This window comes from Bradyrhizobium sp. 26S5, assembly GCF_036923295.1.
Classification (GTDB): domain Bacteria; phylum Pseudomonadota; class Alphaproteobacteria; order Rhizobiales; family Xanthobacteraceae; genus Bradyrhizobium; species Bradyrhizobium septentrionale.
On the sequence record NZ_CP145948.1, the window covers coordinates 4566372 to 4589537 of the forward strand.

At 64.5% G+C, this 23166-nt stretch carries 16 protein-coding genes and 3 pseudogenes; 9 read left to right on the top strand and 10 right to left on the bottom strand.

Going from position 1 to position 23166, the window contains the following annotated elements; genetic code table 11:
* Positions 1-198: 198 nt before the first annotated feature.
* The gene (locus V5279_RS20955) at positions 199-4065 is read right to left on the bottom strand and encodes an autotransporter domain-containing protein (RefSeq protein ID WP_338700592.1); all 3867 of its coding nucleotides are present in this window, start codon (positions 4063-4065) and stop codon (positions 199-201) included.
* Between the two features lie 269 nt (positions 4066-4334).
* Between V5279_RS20955 and V5279_RS20960 the strand changes: the two are divergent.
* A pseudogene (locus tag V5279_RS20960) lies at positions 4335-5109 on the top strand (IS5 family transposase).
* Between the two features lie 13 nt (positions 5110-5122).
* Here V5279_RS20960 and V5279_RS20965 read toward each other — a convergent pair.
* The 3 genes and pseudogenes from V5279_RS20965 to V5279_RS20975 all read right to left on the bottom strand — a co-directional run bounded on the left by V5279_RS20965 (position 5123) and on the right by V5279_RS20975 (position 8044).
* The gene (locus V5279_RS20965) at positions 5123-5755 is read right to left on the bottom strand and encodes a helix-turn-helix transcriptional regulator (RefSeq protein ID WP_338700594.1); all 633 of its coding nucleotides are present in this window, start codon (positions 5753-5755) and stop codon (positions 5123-5125) included.
* Positions 5756-6006: 251 nt separating this feature from the next.
* Positions 6007-6960 (bottom strand): helix-turn-helix transcriptional regulator, encoded by a 954-nt coding sequence (locus tag V5279_RS20970; RefSeq protein ID WP_338700596.1) that lies wholly within the window; start codon positions 6958-6960, stop codon positions 6007-6009.
* 308 nt (positions 6961-7268) lie between these two features.
* Positions 7269-8044 (bottom strand): annotated as a pseudogene (locus V5279_RS20975) (IS5 family transposase).
* Positions 8045-8164: 120 nt separating this feature from the next.
* Between V5279_RS20975 and V5279_RS20980 the strand changes: the two are divergent.
* Together V5279_RS20980 and V5279_RS20985 are read left to right on the top strand one after the other, a co-directional pair.
* Positions 8165-9662: pseudogene (locus V5279_RS20980) on the top strand (caspase family protein).
* 72 nt (positions 9663-9734) lie between these two features.
* Positions 9735-10979, top strand: a complete 1245-nt coding sequence (locus tag V5279_RS20985; protein ID WP_338700598.1) for an FAD-dependent oxidoreductase — start codon at positions 9735-9737, stop codon at positions 10977-10979.
* 131 nt (positions 10980-11110) lie between these two features.
* On the opposite strand, the gene V5279_RS20990 is transcribed toward V5279_RS20985, so the two are convergent.
* The 4 genes from V5279_RS20990 to V5279_RS21005 all read right to left on the bottom strand — a co-directional run bounded on the left by V5279_RS20990 (position 11111) and on the right by V5279_RS21005 (position 15646).
* Positions 11111-11881: a glucose 1-dehydrogenase gene (locus V5279_RS20990; RefSeq protein WP_338700600.1), complete on the bottom strand. Its 771-nt coding sequence runs from the start codon at positions 11879-11881 to the stop codon at positions 11111-11113.
* Between the two features lie 186 nt (positions 11882-12067).
* Positions 12068-12859, bottom strand: coding sequence for an outer membrane protein (locus tag V5279_RS20995; RefSeq protein WP_029083365.1), 792 nt, complete (start codon positions 12857-12859; stop codon positions 12068-12070).
* 229 nt (positions 12860-13088) lie between these two features.
* Positions 13089-15149: a DNA topoisomerase IV subunit B gene (gene parE / locus V5279_RS21000; RefSeq protein ID WP_338700603.1), complete on the bottom strand. Its 2061-nt coding sequence runs from the start codon at positions 15147-15149 to the stop codon at positions 13089-13091.
* Positions 15150-15277: 128 nt separating this feature from the next.
* Positions 15278-15646 carry a hypothetical protein gene (locus V5279_RS21005; RefSeq protein WP_166294965.1) on the bottom strand — a complete coding sequence of 123 codons (369 nt, stop codon included), beginning with the start codon at positions 15644-15646 and terminating at the stop codon, positions 15278-15280.
* Between the two features lie 188 nt (positions 15647-15834).
* On the opposite strand from V5279_RS21005, the gene V5279_RS21010 reads away from it, so the two are divergent.
* The 5 genes from V5279_RS21010 (at position 15835) to V5279_RS21030 (ending at position 20134) form a co-directional block, all read left to right on the top strand.
* Entirely contained in the window at positions 15835-16365 is a 531-nt protein-coding gene (locus V5279_RS21010; RefSeq protein ID WP_166294967.1) for a DedA family protein, read from the top strand.
* A gap of 152 nt (positions 16366-16517) precedes the next feature.
* The gene (locus V5279_RS21015) at positions 16518-17507 is read left to right on the top strand and encodes an MBL fold metallo-hydrolase (protein ID WP_338700607.1); all 990 of its coding nucleotides are present in this window, start codon (positions 16518-16520) and stop codon (positions 17505-17507) included.
* A 358-nt stretch (positions 17508-17865) separates the two neighbouring features.
* Positions 17866-18543 (top strand): FMN-binding negative transcriptional regulator, encoded by a 678-nt coding sequence (locus tag V5279_RS21020; protein WP_338700610.1) that lies wholly within the window; start codon positions 17866-17868, stop codon positions 18541-18543.
* A complete protein-coding gene (gene argC, locus V5279_RS21025; RefSeq protein ID WP_338700612.1) occupies positions 18540-19532 on the top strand; it encodes an N-acetyl-gamma-glutamyl-phosphate reductase in 993 nt (330 codons plus the stop codon). The genes V5279_RS21020 and argC overlap by 4 nt, the downstream gene beginning before the upstream one ends.
* A gap of 14 nt (positions 19533-19546) precedes the next feature.
* Positions 19547-20134 carry a class I SAM-dependent methyltransferase gene (locus V5279_RS21030; RefSeq protein WP_338700614.1) on the top strand — a complete coding sequence of 196 codons (588 nt, stop codon included), beginning with the start codon at positions 19547-19549 and terminating at the stop codon, positions 20132-20134.
* Between the two features lie 138 nt (positions 20135-20272).
* Here V5279_RS21030 and V5279_RS21035 read toward each other — a convergent pair whose 3' ends face one another.
* Together V5279_RS21035 and V5279_RS21040 are read right to left on the bottom strand one after the other, a co-directional pair.
* Complete coding sequence (locus V5279_RS21035; protein WP_029083359.1) at positions 20273-20671, bottom strand: MAPEG family protein; 399 nt, start codon at positions 20669-20671, stop codon at positions 20273-20275.
* A gap of 73 nt (positions 20672-20744) precedes the next feature.
* Positions 20745-22544, bottom strand: a complete 1800-nt coding sequence (locus tag V5279_RS21040; RefSeq protein WP_166294974.1) for a PHA/PHB synthase family protein — start codon at positions 22542-22544, stop codon at positions 20745-20747.
* Positions 22545-22847: 303 nt separating this feature from the next.
* On the opposite strand from V5279_RS21040, the gene V5279_RS21045 reads away from it, so the two are divergent.
* The gene (locus V5279_RS21045) at positions 22848-23159 is read left to right on the top strand and encodes a hypothetical protein (RefSeq protein WP_166294976.1); all 312 of its coding nucleotides are present in this window, start codon (positions 22848-22850) and stop codon (positions 23157-23159) included.
* The last annotated feature ends 7 nt before the right edge of the window (positions 23160-23166 follow it).

Genomic DNA, 23166 nt, shown 5'->3' on the forward strand with positions numbered 1-23166 from the left:
TATGAACCGGCCGATGGCCGAAAAAGCTTAATGTTTTCGCAGAAATAAGCGTCGTTTCCGTCATTTTGCGGTCAAATGAATCACCACCCCCAGATCCGGCGGCCGGGCCTCGGCAGGGGCGTCCGCGCTACTTTTCGGCCTGGATTCGCCTGATGTCAGGCCCCCGGATGCGCCGGCCCCGCCACGGCCCGGGACGCCCTACCATGCATAGCGGACCGCGCCCTTGCCGGCGTAGGAGCGGGTCACGTTGGAGAATTCGCCCTCGAAGCTTGCGAGCGCCGACCAGCCATTTGCCCATTTCAGCTCGGCGGAGGCGGTGGTCAGGGCGGAGTCGGACGCCTGCGCCGCGCCGTTCACGACGAAGCTCGCGCCAGGCAGGGTCTGGAATGTCGCGGCGATGCTGCGGTCGGGGTTGAAGTCATGCGCCCAGGCCGCGCGGCCGCGTAGCGTCAGCACCGCACTGGAGAGCGCAAAGGATTTGTCGGCGCGCAGTCCGAGCTCGCTGCGCGCGTCGGTGACGCTCTTTGCGTTGTAGGCCAGCGCAAAGGTGTTGGCGCCGACGATCGCTTGTTCGGTGTAGCCCGGCAGCTGGAACGTCGTGAACTGGCCGGCGGCATAGGGCGTCAGGCCGATGCCGCCGATCCATGGCGCGACGAGGCGGTAGCCACTCTCGACGCGACCCGACCAGGCGTTGGCGTTGAATTCGGCGCGCAGGCGATCGACGCTCCCGACCGTCACCGTGCGGTCGGTGGTGACATCCTGCCAACCATAGGCCAGCGCACCGGCAAGGTAGGCCGCGCCGATATTGTGCCGGACGAAGACGCCTGCCTGGAACAGGTCGGAGCGGCCGCCGCCGCTGTTGGCGACGCTGAAATTGGTGCCGCCGCCGGCGAACGCGAAGCCCGCGATCGTATTCGGCGAGAACCGATAGTCGGCGCCAATGGCGGTGCCGAACACCTGGCTTGTGGTGTTGTTCGAGCCGAGCGCGTTGTTGCCGTCGGTGGTCTGTGAGCCACCATAAGCCGACGCCCACACGCTCCAGCGCGGATCGTAGCTCACGGCGATCGGCGCCTTGCGATAGACCGCGGCATAGGCGTCGCTGGTCGAGCGCCTGGCTGCGTAGGCCTGGGAATTGTCGTCGGCGTAGGACGTGGTGCCGGCCGGCATCGCCGTCGCGCCGCGACCGTCGATGAAGGGATCGAGCATCGTCCCCATGAACTGGTTCATGGCGTTGAACGTGGTCTGCTGCGAACCGGCCACGCTCTCGCCGGAGAGCTGGGTCAGGCCCTTCAGGAGATCGTCGCCCGACAGATTGAAGATCGCGCTGAACGCGGTGGAAAGGTTGGCACCGCCGAGCAGGCCGTTGTCGATCGCGCCCGCGACGCTCCTGTGGTTGATACCGGCATTGGTCGGCAGGATCGGCGAGAGCAGGCCGGGATCGAGCGACAGCAACACGTCGTTGCCGACATAGCTCAGCACCGGATTGCGGGCGAGGTTGTTGGCGAGCAACAAATTCGCCGAGCCGAATGTGCCGCTCAGCGTTCCCGCATTGACGATCGTGTAGGTGACCTTCCTGGTGATCCGTTCGAGCGGATCGACGATGACATTGCCGGCGATGTTGGCGGTGCCGGTCACGATCGCCTTGTCGCTGATCGTGTTGGTGACCTGCACCAGATAGGTCGCGGCCGCCGTCATGGTCAGGCTTGCCATCGTGATGGTGCCGGGCGAATTGCCGGGCGACAGCGTGCCGCTGATGACGGTGTTTCCGATGGTGCCGTTGCCGGCGAGCGTGCCGGTCGGGCCGACGGTGACGCTGGCGTTCGGCAAGACGCCGTTGAGGGTGAACACGCTATCGACGTTGACGGCGCCCGCAAAGTTCGAGCTGCCGGTGAAGCTCCAGCTTGCGCCGGCGAGCAGTGCAAGGCTGGAGAAGCCCGAAAACTGGGCGCCGCTGCCGAGCTTCGACAGGTCGAAGCTCGTCGCGGTCGTGCCGCCGAACTGCAGGATGCTGGTCCCGGTGCCGATGACATTGCCGTTGAACGCGGCGCCGGACTGCATTTGCAGCACGTCGTTGGTGCCGCCGAACTGGACAGCGGTGCCACCGGTGCCGGTGATGGTGCCGTTGGCGATCAGCGTTGCGGTGCCGCCCGACGTCGTGATGCCGGTGGCACCGGTGACGGAAGTCCCGGTGGTGATGAAGATGTTGCCCGGCGTCGAGCGCGATGCGGCGATGCCGATGCCACTGCTCAGCACACTGCCCAGCGCGTCGATCCTGATGTCGCCGAGACCGTCGCGCTGGGCGAAGATGCCGTAGCTGCCAGCGGCGAGGCCGTTCGCAACCACATTGCCTTCCGCGCGCAGCGCCAGCGTTGCGGCGTTGTCGGCGCCATGGGTAATGACGCCACTGATGCCGATCGCCGCGGCACTTGTCGAGGTGGCGCTCACGGTGCCTTTGGTAACGAGATCGATGCCGCCGAGCCCCGCGGTGATGGACGAGAAGCGGCTGACGCCGCGGCTCAGCGTGATGCCGGTCGCGGCGCCGTCAGAAGTCGCGGTCACGTCGCCATTGGCGCGAACGGTAAGTGTGCCGGTGTTGACGATGGTCGGCGGCAGGCTGACGGTTGAGGCAGTAATTCCGGTGGCCGTGCTGCCGGCGCCGATCGCAGTGGCCGTCACGGCGCCATCGGCGGTCAACCGGGTCGCGCTCAGATTGTTTTGTGCCACGCTGATGCCAACGACTGTCGACGCGGTGTCGCTGATCGACGTTGCCGTCACGGCGCCGTGCAGGTTGAAGTCGACCGCAACCACGCCGGAGGCTGTCAGGGACGCTCCGGTCACATTTGCGACTGCGCCGGACCGCGTCATGCCGGTGATCGTGATCGATCCGTTGGCGTTCAGTGCCGCGGCGCCGTTGCTGGACGTACTTCCCAAACCGGCGGAAAGGCCGGCGACGCTGCCACCGGCCGAAGGAGACGTGGAAGTCCTGGTGTCGAATGTTCCGGAGATATCGCCATTGAAGGTCGCGGTGTTGGTGCCGGCGCCGGAAAAACCGACGGACGCCAGGGCGCCGTAGTAGGCTTGGTCGGGGCCGTTTCCCTTGGCAATATTGCCGTCCACGACGAGGCTGTTGTTGCCGCCGCCGCCGCCGGACACGGTAAGCGTCCCGCCCGTGATGCCGCGCGTCCGGACCGTCATGGTGCCGGAGCCGTAGTTCTGCAAACTGACGGAGCCGCTGACATCCTGATTGAGTTTCGCCGTGAACGCGCTGGTGTTGGCGGAATTGTTGGCCTGCAGGATGATGCCGCCCGCGACGCTCGCATTGGTGGTGAGGTCGACGGTACCGGTGCCGCCGTCCTGGAGATAGATGCCGCCGACGACCGCGCCGTTGGTCGTGACGGAAAGATTGCGCGCATAATAGCTGCCCTGTCCCATGCGGACGTAAATCCCGCCGCCTGTTTGGGTGGTGTCGCCGGTGACTGCGCCTGTCGCGATCGTGACGTCGGACTGGTTACCGTTGCTCAGGACGTAGATTCCGAGGCCGCCTCGGGTCACAATCTGGCTGCCAACCGTGTTGATGTTGACGCTACCCCCCGGTCCTGCACTCAAGACATTGATGCCGGTGCCGGCCGTGATCGTGCCGGCGGTCTGCGTAATCGAGACCGGACCGCTGGCCGAGACGTTGATTGCGTACCAGTTGGCGGTGACGTCGGCCGATCCCGTGTAGGTGATCGGGGCCTGGCTGCCGCCGAGGAGCTGGATGCCGTCGTACAGGGACGATGTGATGCCCGCGGGGTCGTTGTGATTGAACGTGATACTGCCGGAGGCGCTCACGACCACGCCGCGGGTGGTGATCCCGGCGCCGGCGTTGATGTTCACGGTGACATCACCGTTGAAACTCGTGTTGAGCCCGCCGTCCGACGGATGGGCGGCGTCGCAGAGCACGTTGCCGGTGCCGACGCCAGAGCAGTAGACCGCCGCCTCGGCCGTGGACGCCATCGCGATCAATGACGCCGATCCAAGCAGCGCGCCGCGCCACATCCCCGGCCTGCCGCCGCCGCCCGCCATAACCTTGCCCCTACACCCCATTGTAGCTGAATGTTTCTGGCGCAACGGTCGTGCGCTGTCTTCTCAGTGCGCGCATACCGTCGATCCAAAGCGCAGCTGCCGCAGAAATGAGCGCAGGTGTGGCCGTTCGGCACCATGCAGCACGGGCTGCGCCGGATCGGCGCGAGCGCAGCGCCGCCGCGCGGGTGCCGTCGTCCTAGGTGGTGTGGACTCTAAGGATTCCCTTTTAGGAGCAAATCAGATTCAAGGCTGCTTTTGGGGAGGCCGCCTTGGGTGTGATGGACCGTTTGGTATTGAGCGACGCGGCGTGGGAGCGGATAGCGCCGCTGATCATAGGGCGCCCCGATCAGAAGGGCTCCACCGGGCGCGACAACCGGATGTTCGTGGAAGGTGTGCTGTGGATCGTGCGTACGGGGTCTCCCTGGCGCGATCTTCCGGAGGGTTTGGGGACTGGAACAGCGTGTTCCGGCGCTTCAGTCGATGGAGCATCAAGGGTGTTTGGTGGCGGATCTTCGAGGCGATGTCCGATGATCCGGACTTCGAATATCTGATCGTCGATTCCACCATTGTTCGGGCGCATCAGCACGCCGCCGGCGCCAAAAAGGGGGGTCTGAAGATCAAGCGGAAGATCAAGCGATCGGCCGCTCGCGCGGCGGCCTGAGCACCAAGATACATATGGCCGTTCGAGGCTTGGGATGTCCGGTGCGGTTCAAGCTCACCGCAGGTCAGAAGGGCGATGCACCGCAAGCCGCCGCATTGATCGAAGGCTTATCCGCCGAGGTCGTCATGGCCGATACGGCCTATGACGCCGATCACTTGCGCCAAGCCATCGCCGCCAAAGGCGCGCTCGCCGTGATCCCCAACAACCCGTCACGTGCGCTCAAATATCCACTCGACAAGCATTTCTATGCCCAGCGTCATCTCGTCGAATGCTGCTTCTCAAAGCTCAAGCAGTTCCGCCGCGTTGCAACCCGCTTCGAAAAGACCGCCCGAAATTACCTGGCCGTCGTCACTCTCGCAGCCATCGTCTTATGGATGCGATAAGTGTCCACACCACCTAGAGCTCCGCGGCCCGGTACTCGCCCGGCGTCAGGCCCTCGGATGCGCTGAAGATCCGGTAGAACGTGGCCAGGCTGCCAAATCCGCAGGCAAGCGCGATATCGGCGATCGGCTGCGGCGGCTTTTCGCGCAGCAGCCTCCGGCTCTCGCTCAGGCGCTGCGCGGTGACGGTCTGCGAAAAGCTCGCCTCGGTCGCCTCGAACAGGACGTGCAGGTAACGAACCGAGACGCCGAGCAGGTCGGCGACCATGCCGGGCGAGAGAGCCGGCTTCGCGAGATGACGCGTGATCAGGCGTCGCGCCAGGCTAAGCCGGCCGACGCGGAGCGCCTGCTGGGCACGGCGGCTGCCTGGCCTGATCGCGCCGCGCTCGATCAGCGCGAGGTCGGCCACGATCTTAACCAGCGCAGGGATGCTCGCGGTATCACCGGCCTCGGTCGCGTCCTTGAAGTCGGCAAGGCAGGCTTCGAGCAACGGTGCCCAGCCGCGATTGCTTGCCGTCGGAGCGCTGTGATGAGCGGCCTCGAGGGCTGGAGCCTGATCCGGATGCAACTCCACGACACCGGGGACAACAATGCGCGCCGGGCTGCTGGATGACGCTTCCGGGCTCCGATCCTCGTGCTTACCGCGCATCGTGCATGACCCCTCGCTCTGCATAAGAGCGCGCGTCGCCGGTAACGAGATTTGCGGTGTCTTGTCCGGGCGAAGCGCCTGCGCGGTTCTGACGAAATCGCCGGAAAATATCTTCTCAATGCGCGCAGGCTGTTCACGTCGGTTCGGAGAGCGTCGGATTGCGCGGCGGCGTGCCCGGTCGCCGGCACGGACATAGCCATGCTTTAGCAACCCGCCACAGCCCCAGGGCGCGTGCGCGTCCGAACCGAGGCTCAGGCCAGTCGTGCCCGGTAATCGCCCGGCGTCATCGATTCCGACGCGTTGAAGAGGCGATAGAACGTCGCAAGGCTCTCGAAGCCGCAAGCAAAAGCGACCTCGGCAATCGTCTGCCCGGGCGTCTCGCGGAGCAGCCGGCGGCTTTGCGCGAGCCGGAGCACGGTGACGGTCTCCGAGAAGCTCATCTCCGTCTCCTCGAACAGGATGTGCAGGTGACGGACCGAGATGCCGAGCAGGCCGGCAATCAGCCTTGGCGACAGCGTCGCATTCGAAAGATGCCGCCGGATCAGGCGGCGAGCCAGCGACAGATGGCCGGTTCGCAACGCCTGCTGCGCGAGCCGGCTCTTCGGCCGCATGATTCCGCGCTGGATCAGCGCGATATGGGCGAGCGCCTGCACCGTCGGAGGCGCGTCCGCCGCCGCGGCGTTGCTGCCTTCGACCAGGTCGCGGAAGCATGATTCGAGCAGCGTCCGCAGCGCGGTCTGATCCGGCACGGGCCTGGGAACGAGTTCGCCGAGCTCGGCGCCCGGTGGGATAATCCCTGCTACCGGGATCTTGATGATGCGCAGATGGAAGCCGTCGTCGTGCAGCGGGACGGTGCGATAGGGCAGGTCCGAATAGCTGGTCGCGAACATGCCGTCGCGAACCGCGAACTCATCGAGCCGTGCGCCGCCGAACCAGCCGCCACCGCCGAGCTGCTGATAGATGCACAGGCTGTCGCTCTGCGCATCGGCGATGTCAGCTGCGCGCCGTTCGACGCGGTAGGGCGAGGCGCGCAGCTCGACCAGCCCTGCATCGCCGAGCTTGCGCAGCGAGAACTCGCCGAAGAAGTCCCGACGCTGCTCGGGCTCGAGCTCCGCGGTGACGCCGAACAACCCCTTGGCGCGCACCTCGCGCCAATAGTCAAAGCGATCCCGGGGATCGACTTGCTCAGTGGACCATGTGTACACGGAAAAGCTCGTGGAAAACCTGTGGGACCTGCGGAGAGCTCGAGCCGGATGGAGAGGGCGAATCTTATCACGCGGACCGGAAAAAGAAACTTGACCTGAGAGGGGCATAGCGCCTCATTCAGGACGGGGTGGCCGGTCGGAACGGCCATCCGCAGCCGGCCTTGAACCGGCCAAACGGCTGATCCGACTATTAGAGCGCGATGAGATTAGGTTGAATCGTCCATCGCGCATTAGTCTGTTGTTTAAGCATGATCTTTTCGGAAAACCGCTTCGCACTTTTCCGGATCATGCTCTAGGTGGTGTGGACACTAGCGCATCCATAGAACGATGGCTGCGAGAGTGACGACGGCCCGGTAGTTCCGGGCCGTTTTTTCGAAGCGGGTTGCGACGCGGCGGAACTGCTTGAGCTTTGAGAAGCAGCATTCGACGAGATGACGCTGGGCATAGAAATGCTTGTCGAGTGGATATTTGAGCGCGCGTGACGGGTTGTTGGGGATCACGGCGAGCGCGCCTTTGGCGGCGATGGCTTGGCGCAAGTGATCGGCGTCATAGGCCGTATCGGCCATGACGACCTCGGCGGATAAGCCTTCGATCAATGCGGCGGCTTGCGGTGCATCGCCCTTCTGACCTGCGGTAAGCGTGAACCGCACCGGACATCCCAAGCCTCGAACGGCCATATGTATCTTGGTGCTCAGGCCGCCGCGCGAGCGGCCGATCGCTTGATCTTCCGCTTGATCTTCAGACCCCCCTTTTTGGCGCCGGCGGCGTGCTGATGCGCCCGAACAATGGTGGAATCGACGATCAGATATTCGAAGTCCGGATCATCGGACATCGCCTCGAAGATCCGCCACCAAACACCCTTGATGCTCCATCGACTGAAGCGCCGGAACACGCTGTTCCAGTCCCCAAACACCTCCGGAAGATCGCGCCAGGGAGACCCCGTACGCACGATCCACAGCACACCTTCCACGAACATCCGGTTGTCGCGCCCGGTGGAGCCCTTCTGATCGGGGCGCCCTATGATCAGCGGCGCTATCCGCTCCCACGCCGCGTCGCTCAATACCAAACGGTCCATCACACCCAAGGCGGCCTCCCCAAAAGCAGCCTTGAATCTGATTTGCTCCTAAAAGGGAATCCTTAGAGTCCACACCACCTAGGCGGCAGTCGCACGGGCGGCGCACTTGTCGTGCAGGCGGGAAATCGGATGAAGAACTGGCTTTCGAGACTTTCGGCGACCGTTTTGGCGGTTGGATTGGTCGCATTGGCGGCGCCCGCCCAGGCCGAGAAGCGCGTCGCGCTGGTGATCGGCAACAATGACTACAGGAACGTGCCCAAGCTGCAGAAGGCGGTGAACGACGCCCGCACCATGGGCGACACGCTGAAGCAACTCGGCTTCAACGTCATGGTGGCCGAGAATTTGAACCGGCAGGCGTTCTCCGAGACATTGCTCGCTTTCGACCGCGCCGTGGAACCCGGCGACACCGCGTTCTTCTTCTATGCCGGCCACGGCTTCGAGATCGCCGGCCAGAACTTCCTTCTGCCGACCGACGTACCGGCCGCGACCGAAGGGCAGGAGGAACTGGTGCGCGACGCCTCGGTGCTCGCCGACCGCATCATCGAGCGGTTGCAGAACAAGAAGGCGCGTACCTCGATCCTGGTGTTCGACGCCTGCCGCAACAATCCGTTCGAACGCGCCGGCACGCGCGCCGTTGCCGGCGGCGGCGGACTGGCGCCGATGACGCAGCTGCCCGAAGGCGTGTTTTCGGTGTTTTCGGCCGGGCCACGCCAGACCGCGCTCGACCGTCTCTCGAACGACGATGCCAATCCCAATTCGGTGTTCACGCGGACTTTTGCCAAGGAACTGCTGCAGCCCGGCGAGAACATGGTGCAGGTCGCCCAGCGCACGCGGCGCCTGGTCAGCGAGATGGCCGACACCGTGAAGCACAAGCAGATCCCGGTCTATTTCGACCAGATGGTCGACGATGTCTTCCTGAACGGAATCGCGAAGGGGCAGGTCGAGGCGGCCAATCCGTCCGCTCCACCGCAGCAAGTGGCCGCGCTGCCGCCGGTATCGGTGCCGAAGCTGCCGAAGGAGGATACCGTCAACGCGCCGATCGCGAGCTTCTCGCGGCACAATGGCGGCTGGTCCGTCGTGTTCTCGATCGCCGATCCGACGCTCGGCATTTCCTGGCGGATCGGCGACAGCGGCGATTTCCGCGAGACCGGCTTCATGGACACGCTCGACCCGCGCACCCGCAAGCGGATGCCCAATCCGTCGATCGAGCTGCCGGCCGACGCGCCGGCCGCCACGATCCAGCTGCGCTATGTCGACACCCAGGGCGAGATGCAGGGGCCGTTCCCGATCAAGTTCGATCCCGACGCCGCGCTGATCCGCGACCAGCGCAAGATTCCTCGACATGACCGCGACGAGCTGGCTGTCGTTCCGCGAGTTCAACGGGCTGCTGGTCTACTACACTCATTTGATGTCGTATCGCTGCGCGATCCGCGAGGTGCGGATCGGCATCGATAGCGCGGTGCCGGACAAGGTGTTGAAGATGCCGGCCTGTAATCAGCGCGATCCCAGCGCGATCCCGTCCGACGCGCAGCCCTATCTGAAACTCGCGCCGCAAACCAAATCGGTCTCGGTGGAGCTGACCTATCGCGACGGCAGCGTGTCGGAAATCAAGACGTTCAGGCGATAGGGTTGCAGCCCAGTCGTCCGATCCGCGCTACAATCAGGACCTGAGGCGCGCAGCAGCGGTGAGGACGGCATCATGGATGCAGGCAATCCGGAGCAGGCGAACCGGCGTCGGATGAAGGTGCGCTGCTGCGTGGTCGGCGGCGGCCCGGCCGGCATGATGCTCGGCTATCTGCTCGGACGCGCCGGGGTCGACGTCGTGGTGCTGGAGAAGCACGCCGACTTCTTCCGCGACTTCCGCGGCGATACCGTGCATCCCTCGACCCTGCAGGTGATGGACGAGCTCGGTCTGATCGACGGCTTCCTCAAGCTGCCGCACCAGGACATCCAGAAGCTCGACGGCATGTTCGGCGGCAAATCTGTGCGGATCGCCGACCTCAGCCGCCTCAGCGTCAAATATCCCTTCATCGCAATGATGCCGCAGTGGGATTTCCTCAATTTCCTGCGCGAGAGCGGCAGGCGCTTTCCTTCGCTGCAGGTGCTGATGAGCGCCGAGGCGACCGACCTGATCCGGCGCGGCGACGCCGTGACGGGCGTCCGGGCCAACACGGCTGATGGTCCCGTCGATATCGAAGCCGAGCTGACGATCGGCTGCGACGGCCGCCATTCCATCGTGCGCGAGCGCGCCGGCCTCGAGGTCGAGGAGATCGGCGCGCCGATGGACGTGCTGTGGTTTCGCGTCGGCCGCCGTCCGGACGAGACCGAGAATCTGTTCGCCCGTGTCGAGCACGGCAAGATGATGGTGACGTTCGACCGCGGCAACTATTGGCAATGCGCCTATGTGATCGCCAAGGGACAATACGAGGCCGTGAAGGCGAGGGGGCTAGCGGCGCTGCTCGACGACGTGGTGCGTCTCGCGCCGATCCTCAGGGACGGCATTGCCGACGTCAAAAGCTTTGACGACGTCAAGCTGCTCACGGTGGCGATCAATCGCCTGACGCGCTGGACCCGTCCCGGCCTGCTCTGCATCGGCGACGCCGCGCATGCGATGTCGCCGATCGGCGGCGTCGGCGTCAACCTCGCGGTGCAGGACGCGGTCGCCACCGCCAATATCCTGGCGGCCAAGCTCGTGCACGGCTTGCCGTCGGAGGACGAGCTCGATGCTGTCAGGCGTCGCCGCGAATTTCCGGTGCGGGTCACGCAGCGCATGCAGGTGATCGCGCAGAACAACCTCATCACCGCGGCGCTGAAGCCAGGCGATCAGCCGGCGCCGTTCGCGTTGCGGCTGATCACGGCGATGCCCTGGCTGCAGGGGCTCACGGCGCGTCTGGTCGCTGTCGGGGTGCGGCCGGAGCACGTCCATTCGCCGGCGGCGCGCTGATCCGCGCGGTCGGAAATTATCAAGGACAACAGTTACTTAAATTGGTCATTAAAAGTTTGCGTGGTCGCGCCGGTCAGCGCGCTACTCAACAGGATGCAGGAGCCCCGGCGATTCGCCGGGGCTTTTGTGTTTCAGGCCATCACCGAATAGCCGCCATCGACCGGGATCGCGGTGCCGGTGACGAAGTCCGAGGCCGGCGACGCCAGGAACACGGCGATGCCCGCGAAGTCGTCGATCGCCCCCCAGCGTGCCGCCGGCGTGCGTGCGAGCACGCGCTCGTGCAGCCCGGCGACCTGCTGGCGCGCGCCCTTGGTCAGATCGGTGTCGATCCAGCCGGGAAGGATGGCGTTGACCTGGATGTTGTCGGGAGCCCAGGCATTGGCGCAGGCGCGGGTATACTGCACGATGCCGCCCTTGCTCGCTGCATAGGCCGCAGCGAAGCTTGCGCCGAAGATCGACATCATCGAGCCGATATTGATGATCTTGCCGTGGCCCGACGCCTTGAGCGCCGGGTAGGCCGCCTTCGAGCACAGGAATGCGCTGGTGAGGTTGGTGTCGATCACCTTGCTCCACTCGTCGAGCTCGAGCTCGTGCGGCGGCTTGCGGATGCTCATGCCGGCGTTGTTGACGAGGATGTCGATCCCGCCGAGCTCACCGATGACCCGCTCGACCATCGCCGCGATCGCCGCCTTGTCGGTCACGTCGGTTGCCACCGCGATCGCCTTGACGCCGCGCTTGCCGAGATCCTCGACGGCGGCTTTCGATTTCGCCTCGTTGCGGCCGACCACGGCAATTGCGGCGCCGGCGTCCGCCAGGCCGCGCGCCATGCCGAGCCCGATGCCGCCATTGCCGCCGGTGATGATGGCGACCCGGCCCGAGAGATCAAACTGTCCGTTTTTCATTGTTGTTGTCCGCTGTGGTTTGAACCGGGGATCAAGAGTGCCCGATCGCCACAACGCTGACCAGATCAGGCGCAGCCGGGCGGCTCTGCGCCAGCCGGCATGCGCAGGGGACTGCCTCGCGAAGACGTTAGCGCAACAAAAAAGCCCCGGACAATGCCGGGGCTTTTGGTCTGCTATCAGCAGAGATCAGTACTTGGCGACAACCGGGCCGGTCCAGTTGAAGCGGTAGACCAGTGCGGTGCTGATGGTCTGGACGAGCGGCCTGAAGGTGATGTCGCGACCGTTCGAGATATTGGTGCCGTCAGCCAGCTCGGAGATGTTCCTGTTGTCGTAGTAAGCGGCGCGGTACTCGGTCTTCATGAACCAGCCCGGCGCGGTGATGCCGAAGATGTTCAGGTTGTTCTCGACGCCGCCGCCGACGAACCAGCCGCTGCGGTCGAAGCCGTCGGTGTGCAGACCCGAGGGAAGAGCGGTCGCGGTGTTGAACAGCGTGGTGCCCTTCCAGTGCGAGCTGGAGTAACCGGCGTTGACGTAGGACAGAACGTTCGGAGCGACCAGATAACCCAGGCGCGCACCGGCGGCCCAGCTGTAGTCGTTCTTGATATTGCCGGCGAGGAACGGACCCTGATCCTGGATCGTGCCCTTCAGGCTGCCGAACTGACCGTCGGCGAACACGCCGATAACCCAGCTGTTGGCGGTCTGCCAGTCGTAACCGGCGCCGACGGTGCCATACCAGCCATCGCCGCCCTGGCGCTGGTTGAAGCCGAGGATCGGCGCGCCCGTGGTGGTCGACTGGACACCGGTGTCAGCGTCCCAGATGCCGCCGCCGCCACCGCCGAAGATGTAGAAGCCGGTCCAGCTCGGAGCGACCGGGAGCGGAGCGGGGGCCTTGGTGTAGGGGCGGGCGGCCAGGTCGGCAGCCGACGCCGAAGCCGTCATCGCAGCAACCGCGGTCAGAGCGAGCAAAATCTTCTTCATTTCCAAATCCTCGACTTTAGCGTTCGATCGGGTCGCTGACGGGAGCGCCTTGGCACCGATTCCCGAAACTCATGTTGGGGACTATACGTGGTTCCGCCGGAAATGCTGTTGCGGGTGAGACACAACCGCCCGAAAACGAAATCGTCGGCGCTCTCGGAAAAGGCGAATGAAAACGGCCGCCCCGATCAGGGGGCGGCCAGAAAATCATTTCAAATCAGTTGGTTACGACCTAGACGTCGAGCAGATCGTCGCTCGCGAATTCGGCCTTGTCCGAGATGAAGGCAAAACGGGCTTCCGCCTTGGTGCCCATCAGCCGCTCGACCGAGTCGGCGGTGCCCTCGCGATCGTCGGCGAGCAGCACCACGCGCAGCATCGTGCGCTTGGCCGGATCCATCGTGGTTTCCTTCAGCTGCGCCGGCATCATTTCGCCGAGGCCTTTGAAGCGGTTCACCTCGACCTTGGCGTTGGCGTTGAACTCGTTCTTCAGCAACTCGTCCTTGTGCGCGTCGTCGCGGGCATAGATCGACTTGGTGCCGTGTTTCAGCTTGTAGAGCGGCGGAACCGCCAGATAGAGATGCCCCTCGTCGATCAGCCGCGGCATCTGCCGGTAGAAGAAGGTGATCAGCAGCGAAGCGATGTGTGCGCCGTCGACGTCGGCGTCGGTCATGATGATGATGCGCTGATAGCGCAGATCCTCTTCGCGGTAATGTGCGAGCGTGCCGCAGCCGATCGCCTGCACGAGGTCGGAGAGCTGCGCGTTCGCGGTCAGCTTGTCCTTGCCGGCAGACGCAACGTTGAGGATCTTGCCGCGCAGCGGCAGCACGGCCTGCGTCTTGCGATCGCGCGCCTGCTTGGCGCTGCCGCCGGCCGAGTCACCTTCGACGATGAACAGTTCGGAGCCTTCGGTGCCGGCGTCGGAGCAATCCGCGAGCTTGCCGGGCAGACGCAGCTTCTTGCCGGCGGTCTTGCGCGCGGTTTCCTTCTCCTGGCGGCGGCGCAGCCGCTCCTCGGCGCGATCGATCACGAAATCGAGCAGCCGGTTGGCCTGGTTCGGATTGCCTGACAGCCAGTGATCGAACGGGTCCTTGATCGCCTGTTCGACGATGCGCTGCGCTTCGGCGGTGGCGAGGCGATCCTTGGTCTGACCCTGGAATTCAGGTTCGCGCACGAACACCGAGAGCATCACCGCTGCACCCACCATCACGTCTTCCGAGGTGATGGAGGCTGCGCGTTTGCCCTGGCCCGCACGTTCGGCATGATCCTTCAAGCCGCGCAGCAGCGCGCTGCGCAGGCCCGATTCATGCGTGCCGCCGTCGGGCGTCGGCACCGTGTTGGTGTAGGACGACAGGAAGCCGTCGGCATCGGCGGTCCAGGCCACCGCCCATTCGCAGGCGCCGTGGGCGCCGCTGCGGCCGGACTTGCCGGAGAAGATGTCCTGATGCACCAGCGTGTCGGCGTGGATCGCCGCGGCCAGATAATCCTTCAGGCCGCCGGGGAAGTGGAATTTGGCTTCCGCCGGGACGTCTTCGACGCCCTTCAACAGCTCCTGGTCGCAACGCCAGCGAATCTCGACACCGCCGAACAGATACGCCTTCGAGCGCGTCATCTTGAACAGACGCTGCGGCTTGAAGGCCGCCTTGGCGCCGAAAATGTCGGTGTCCGGCTTGAAGCGGATGCGCGTGCCGCGGCGGTTGTTGATCTTGCCGAGGTCTTCGAGCTTGCCCTTGGGATGGCCGCGCTCGAAGGTCATGCGGTGCAACTGCCCGCTGCGTGCAACCTCGACCTCGAGCCGCGAGGACAGGGCGTTGACGACGGAAACGCCGACGCCGTGCAGACCGCCCGAGGTCTCGTAGACCTTGGAGTCGAACTTGCCGCCCGAATGCAGCGTGCACATGATGACTTCGAGCGCCGACTTCTTTGGGAATTTCTTGTGCGCGTCGACCGGAATGCCGCGGCCATTGTCGGTCACGGTCAGGAAGCCGTCGGCGGTCAGCTCGACCTCGATGAAGGTGGCGTGCCCGGCAAGCGCCTCGTCCATCGAATTGTCGATCACTTCGGCGAACAGGTGATGCAACGCCTTTTCATCGGTGCCGCCGATATACATGCCGGGGCGCCGGCGGACCGGCTCGAGCCCCTCCAGCACCTCGATATCATCAGCGGTATAGCTGGCTTCGGCGCCTGTGGTCGGCCGGGAAGCAGCCTTCGCCGGGGCGCGTCCCTTCCGCTCCGGGGCTCCGAACAGATCGTCGTCAGATTTGCTTTTCGCGTTCGACTTCAATGCTTTGGCCATGGTTCTTCAAGTGGCGCACCAGTTTTGGCGCAGCGAATCGGTTGCTCTGACTATGCCACGGATGGGCTGCCAATGGGGACGACCGCGCCCCGGGGGCCCCGGCCGCCTGTCTAGATAGGAGCCCGCGATTACGCTTTCGAGGTGCGGAACACAACGACCGTGAACAAGGCCATGGCGACAACCACGGTCAGGGATCCGACGATCGGCGCCGCCTCGACCGAGGGCCCCTTGAGCAGCACCGCCGCCACGCCGGCCGGGAACAGGATGCCGCCGACGATATGCAGCCAGCCCTGGATCTTGGCCAGCAGCATGGTGCCCGCGGCCGGCACCAGCCGGTAGTACAGGCCGAACAGGAACAGCAGCACGCCGCCCACGAGGTTGAGATGCGCGTGCGCCGGTCCTAACGTGAAGTCGTGCTCGATACCCATGGCAATGCCCGCGAGCATTCCGAACAACAGGACGACAACGCTCACGCACATCATCAGTGATCCAATCATCCAGTATTTCCTCTTTCTTGTGAGGGGGATGCCAGCCAGCCTGGACCGCAGGGGCCTTACGGGAAATCACGTTCGATCCCCGCCTTTGTGACTTGATGTCACGCAATCGGCTGGCTTACCTGTTCTTAGGCTGCGAGCCGCTACAAAGGTTCATTCGAGGTTCAACGGAGCGGAAGGCACTCGACGAGATGGAAGATATTACGCGGGCCCTGGCCGAATTCGTCCGCCATCACCAGGTCTGGGCCGCTCCGATCGTCATGCTGCTGGCGTTCGCTGAATCGCTCGCCTTCATTTCATTGCTGGTGCCCGCCTGGGGCGCGCTGGTTGCGATCGGCGCGTTGATCGGCGTCAGCGGCATCAGCTTCTGGCCGATCTGGATCGCCGGCGGCATTGGCGCCGCGCTCGGCGACTGGGTCTCGTACTGGTTCGGCTACCGCTACAAGGAGCAGGTCGCGCAGATGTGGCCGTTGTCGCGCTATCCGGAAATCCTGCCGCGCGGCGAGGCCTTCGTGAAGAGCTGGGGCGTGCCCAGCATCTTCATCGGCCGCTTCTTCGGCCCGCTGCGCGCCTCGGTGCCGCTGGCGGCCGGCATTTTCGAGATGTCGTACTGGCAATTCCAGGTCGCCAATTTCGTCTCCGCGCTGATCTGGTCGGCCGCGCTGCTGCTGTTCGGCGACGTCATTGGCCAGGTCATCGAGTGGATGTGGCGGGCGGTGTAGTGAGCCCGGAATAAGGTCATGAAGCAGGGGTTAGTCGAAGGACGGCCGGCCGCGCGGCCGTCATCGCGCGAGCATCGAAACGCTGATACAACCTCACCCCAACAAGCGCGGCTTCCATCGATCGCATCATCGTTTCACCGGGAGGACATGATATGGAATTGACACGACGTCACGCTCTCGCCGGCGCTGCCGGCATCGCGGCCGCACCGTTGTTGTCAGCCGTTCCCGCGGCGGCCACGGCGCCCGCAGCCGACAAGCAGGCGCCGAGCTTCTATCGCTACAAGGTCGGCGACATCACGGTCACCGCGGTATCCGACGGCAAGAACGTCTTCAAGCTGGAAGACGCCTTCATTCCCAATGCGAAGCGGGAAGATATCAACGCGGCGCTGGAGAAGGCGTTCATGCCGCGCGACATGGTGACGATCTGGTTCGCGCCGCTGGTGCTCAACACCGGCGGCAAGCTGGTCGTGATCGACACCGGCAACGGCGCGCTGGCAAAGGCCAGCTCGAAGGGCGCCAACGGCCTGTTCGCCGACAATTTCGTCGCGGCCGGCTTCGATCCCAAGGCCGTCGACATGGTGGTGATCTCGCACTTCCACGGCGACCACGTGAACGGCTTGCTGACCGCCGAAGGCACGCCGGCCTTCCCGAATGCCGAGGTGCTGGTGCCGGCCACCGAATGGAAGTTCTGGATGGACGATGGCGAGATGAGCCGGGCGCCGGCCGGCCGCATGGCGAACCTGTTCAAGAACAACCGCAATATCTTCGAGGCCGGCCTGAAGAAGAAGGTCACGCCCTACGAATGGGGCAAGGAGATCGCGCCGGGCCTGACCTCGGTCGAAACCGTCGGCCATACGCCGGGCCACACCTCCTATGTGCTGGCCTCGGGCCCGGATAAGGTCTTCATCCAGTCCGACGTCACCAACAATCCGCATTTGTTCGCGACCAATCCCGGCTGGCATGCGTTCTTCGACCAGGACGCCGACGTGGCGGAGAAGACCCGCCGCCGCATCTACGACATGATCGTTGCGGAGCGGCTGCAGGTGCAGGGCTTCCACTATCCGTTCCCGGGCCTCGGTAACGTGGTGAAGGACGGCAGCGGCTACCGGCTCGTGCCGGCGCCGTGGAATCCGGTGATTTAGCCAGTCATTCCCCGGTGCGCAATTGCGCACCTGGGGGCGCGCGGAGCGCGAACCTCAGATGCGCTTTGCGCATCGGGGAGTCCAGAAGTTACGGCGCAAGATTCCGGGTTCGCCTCTTCGAGGCGCTCCGGAATGACGAGACTGTATCTTGACGCCAAGCGGGCGCGGCCTTATAGCCGCGCCTATGATCAACGCCGCGACCATCATCATTGCCCGCCGCCGCCGCATTCTCGCGGTATGGGCGGTCGCTCGCGTTTAAGACCATCGCCTCTGCCGCCGGATCCTGTCCCGCGGCGCTCTCCTCAAAAAGACACGCGGTTCGATCTGGCGGCTCCTTCGTCATGCAGGAGCTTCGACCATGTATACGCCGCCGCCTTTCAAGCCCGACCGCGCCGCAAGCCTCGCCTTTGCGGAAGCGCGCGGTTTTGGCATGGCCTGCGCGTGGGACGGCGGCAAGCCGATCGCCTCCGCACTGCCGTTCTACCTGAGCTACGCCGCTGACGGGACGCCGCGGGCGCTGTTTCATGTTGCCCGTCACAATCCGCTGGTAAAGCTGGCAGGCGAGGCGGCTTGCGAGGTGCCTTGGCTGCTGGCTGTCACCGGCGCGGATGCCTATGTGTCGCCGGACTGGTACGTGTCGCCTGACCAGGTGCCGACCTGGCTCTATCAGGCCGTGCATCTGACCGGGCCGGTGCGGATGTTGTCGGGTGAGGAACTTGCCGCTCAGATCGACGCGCTGAGCGCCAAGTTCGAGGACCGGCTGTTGCCGAAGAAGCCGTGGACGTCGGCTAAGATGACCGCGGCGCGGCTCGATGCCATGAAGAAGGCGATCGTGGGCCTTGAGATGACGGTGGAAGAGGTGGAGGGCAGCTTCAAGCTGAACCAGCACAAGTCCGAGACCGATTATGCGGCGGTCGCGGGCAACCTTGCCGCGCAGGCGGACGCCGGCGCGCAGCACATCGCGCATCTGATGCGGCAGGCGCGGCCGGATGTCTTTGCTATCAAAACGAACGAGCTCGAAAGGAGCGTGCCATGACCCTCACCGACACCAACCAGCCCAAGAACCAGCTCAAGACCAAAGGCGGTGCGACCAAGGCCACCGTGTTCGTCGATGGCGCATCCGGCACCACCGGTCTCGGCATCCAGGAGCGGTTGCACGCGATCGGCGACGTCGCGGTGAAACACATCGCCGAGGACAAGCGGAAGGATGCCGGTGCCAAGCGCGCGCTGATGGAGGAGGTGGATCTCGTGATCCTCTGTCTGCCTGACGAGGCCGCCAAGGAGACCGTCGCGCTGATCGACACCATGGGCAATTCAGCGCCGAAAGTGCTCGACGCCTCGACGGCCTATCGGGTCGCGCCCGACTGGGCTTACGGTTTCCCGGAACTCGCGCCCGATCAGGCCGACAAGATTCGCAACGCGAAGAAGGTCTCCAATCCGGGCTGCTATCCGACCGGCGCAATCGCGCTGCTGCGGCCGATCGTCGATGCCGGCCTGCTGCCGGCGGATTACCCCGTCACCGTCAACGCGGTGAGCGGCTATTCGGGCGGCGGCAAGTCGATGATCGCAAGCTTCGAGGACGGCTCGGCGCGGGCCTTCGAGCTCTATGGCCTCGGCTTCGAGCACAAGCACGTGCCGGAGATGCAGCTGTATTCGCATTTGACGCGGCGGCCGATCTTCATCCCGTCGGTCGGCAACTACCGGCAGGGCATGCTGGTCTCGGTGCCGCTGCAGCTCGACGCGCTGCCGGGTAAGCCGATCGGCGCTGATCTGCAGGCTGTATTGGCGAAGTGGTACGCCGGCAGTAAATACGTCTCGGTGATGCCGCTGCAGAACGAAGCCAGCAAGGGCGGCCGGCTCGAGCCGGAGGCGCTCAACGAAACCAACCAGCTCGAGCTCCATGTCTTCGCCAGCGACAAGCACCATCAGGCGGTGCTGGTCGCCCGCCTCGACAATCTGGGCAAGGGTGCGTCGGGCGCTGCCGTGCAGAACATGCGGCTGATGCTTGGACTGGCCGACAGCTAACTGCGAGGCGCATCGTGGACGACGCCACGCTGCAATTCTACCGGCGCAATGCCGAGGTCTATGCCGGGTGGGCGAAAGCACCGTCCGCCCGGCTCAAGGCCTTCCTCGGCCTGTTGCCGCGAGGCGGCGCGATCCTCGAACTCGGCTGCGGCGCCGGTAATCATGCCGCGGTGATGCTCGCCGAAGGCTTTGTGCTGCGTGCGACCGATGGTTCACCCGAGATGGCTGAAGTCGCCGCGCGCCGCATCAATCATCCCGTCGAGGCGATGCTGTTCGATCAGCTCGAGGATCTGGACGCCTATGACGGCGTCTGGGCCAGCGCCTGCCTGCTGCACGTGCGGCGCGACGAACTGGCCGGCATCATCGGCCGCATCCACCGGGCGCTGAAATCCGGCGGTATCTTCTACGCGAGCTACAAGATCGGCCATAGCGATGGCCGCGACAGCATCGGCCGCTACTACAATTACCCCGCGGCCGACTGGCTGGCGGCGACCTACGCATCGTCAGGGGCGTGGACCCAAGTCTCGTCCGACACCAGCGAGGTCAAGAGTTTTGACGAGGCGCCCGCGACGATGCTGCATATCGTCGTGCGCAAGGGCTAAGGAATAGCGCCGGCGCGGCTAGAGCATGATCCGGAAAAGTGTGAAGCGGTTTTTCCGAAGCGATCATGCTCAAGAAAAGGGTTGAAGCGCGATGACTTCATCGTGCTTCAGCACCGCGGCCGGCGCGAATCTTGTTGCTCAGACGATCTTGAAGATCGCGAGCGCGAGCACCGCTTGCGCGATGAAGCCGACCGTAAAGGCCAGGGTGCGGAACACCGGCAGGCCGAGCGTGTAGACGACCAGATGCGCGACGCGGGCCCAGAAATAGACGGCGCAGGCGAGCACGGTCCATTTGGTGGAATAGTCGGCGGCGTTGAGGATCAAGACCAGCGGCGCGAAGATCACGAGGTTCTCGACCGCGTTGTCGTGCGCGAACATCAGCCGGTTGGCCCATTCGGCGTGCGGCTTGTCGTTGCGCGAGGGATTGCCCATCGCGCCGGAGAGGCCGCGCACCTGGCAGCGGTTGATGATGTAGGGAACCCACAGCAGCCCGGTCAGGATCACCGTCAGCGACAGCCAGAACAGTTCGCGCGTCATCGTCTCCCCCTCACGTCAATTCGATTCCCGACCGTCGGGATCGTCTGTTTATAGCTGAGCGGGAGACCGCGCGCTACGCGCGGACACGGACATAGCTGCCCGGGGCGTCCTCGAGCGCCGGCATCCCGACCGTGCGCGCCGGCACCGTCTCCGGATCATGGCTCTCCAGCCAGCCGCGCCAATCGGGCCACCATGAACCTTTGTGCTCCTCGGCGCCTTTGAGCCAGTCGGCGAGCTTGATGTCCTTGATGTTGTCGTTGGTCCAGTACTGGTACTTCTTCGAGGCCGGCGGATTGACCACGCCGGCGATATGGCCGGAGCCGGACAGCACATATTTCACCGGGCCGCCGAAGAACTGCGAGCCGTACAGCACCGATTCCGCCGGCGCGATGTGATCTTCGCGTGCGGCGAGGTTGTAGACCGGCACCTTCACCTTCGACAGATCGAGCAGCGTGTTGTCGAGCACCATGGTGCCGGTCGACAGCCGGTTCTCCAGATAGCAGTTGCGCAGATAGTAGGAGTGGTTCGACGACGGCATCCGGGTCGCATCCGAATTCCAGTGCAGCAGGTCGAACGAGGAGGGCGACTGGCCCTTCAAATAGTTGTTCACGACATACGACCAGATCAGGTCGTTGGAGCGCAGCATGTTGAAGGCCATCGCCATCTTGCTGCCTTCGAGCACGCCGGATTCCTGCATGTCGCGTTCCAGCGCCGAGATCTGGTCCTCGTCGACGAACACCAGGAGGTCGCCGGCGTGGCTGAAGTCGACCTGCGCGGCAAAGAACGTCGCCGACGTCACGCGCTGGCGGCGCTTCTCGGCGAGGTAGGCGAGCGTCGAGGCGAGCAGGGTGCCGCCGACGCAATAGCCGGCGGTGTGCACCTTCAGCTCGCCGGTGGCCTTCTCGATCACGTCCATCGCGGTGAGCGGGCCTCCGGTCATGTAGTCGGCCCAGGTCTTCTTGCCGAGCTCCTTGTCCGGATTGACCCAGGAGATCACGAACACCGTGATGCCCTGGTCGACGCACCATTTGATGTAGGATTTCTCAGGGCGCAGATCGAGGATGTAGAACTTGTTGATCCAGGGCGGCACGATCAGGAGCGGCGTGCGCAGCACGTTCTCGGTCGCCGGCGAATACTGGATCAGCTGCATCAGCTCGTTCTGGTAGATCACCTTGCCCGGCGTCGTCGCCATGTTGACGCCGACCTCGAGATTGGCCGAATCGGACTGGCGGATCCGCAGCGTGCCGTGGCCGGCCTCGATATCCTCGGCCAGCATCTTCATGCCGCGCACCAGATTGTCGCCGTTGCTCTCGACGGTGGCGCGCAGCACCTCCGGATTGGTCAGCACGAAATTCGACGGCGCCAGCGCGTTGCTGATCTGCTGGACATAGAACTCCGCCTTCTTGCGGGTATGCGGATCGATCCCGTCGGCGTCGTGAACCAGCTGCTGCGCCCATTTCGCGGTCAGCAGATAGAGCTGCAGGATGAAGTCGAAGAACTGGTTCGACTTCCACTCCGGATCCTGGAACCGCTTGTCGCGCGGTGCCGGCGCGATCGCGGGCTTGGCATCGGCTTCGCCGGCCATGCGGCGCACTGCCGCGCCCCAGAGATCGAGGTAGTCCTTGCCGAGTTGCATCTGCAGCGACGAGGCGCGCTCCTTGTCGGACAGCCAGTATTCGGCGATCACGCTGAAGGTCTTGATGACCTCACCGAGCTCATTCGGCGGCTTGTCGCGGACTTCCCCGGTCTGGCGCGGCTTTAGATAGGCTGCAAGCGCCTGGCCGCTGCTCTCCAGCGCCCGGGCGATGTTCATGGCGAAGGCTTCGGCGTTGAATTTCGGGGTGGCTTGGGTGTCGGTACTGACGTTGCTCATCTGAGGGACAATATCGCCTGGTTTGGGGGGCGTCATCGCGCGGTGCGGCAACGGGAATCGGTCAAAATCCAATGTTTCGCTCTGCTGCAGTGCGATAAAAAATTCTTTGTTCTGACATATTGAAGCCTCAGGGGTCGCATTTCTTGTTCACGCTTTAAGCGTTTCGGGCGACAATGGTTTGAAACGCTAAAGCCGGGATTAACGCAGCGGGGACGCTGCAAAGCTCGTACCAAGGCTCGTACAGTGCGACCCGTGTCGGCAACGTGCGACATGCGCGCTAGCTTGTTGGGGACAATTCGGCACATGCCGATCGATTGGATGAAAAGGGCGCTCGTTGCCGCAGCGCTGCTCGCGTCGTTGACGGCGCTGAGCGGCTGCTCGAGCACGATTGCCGATATGACCATGCCGGCCGACGCTCCGGCGCGGCCGAAGGATGCCACCGGCTACCTCCCGGTCCACGATCTGCCGCCCGACCGCGCCGATCCGACCATCAAGCCGGCGGATCAGGCCAAGATCGAGCAGGAGCTGATCGCCGCGCGCGAGCGCCAGGCGTCGGCGGCAGCGCAGAGCGGGACGCCAGCCCCAAGCGCGACGACAGCCCAGAGCGGGAAGTAGGCGTTCC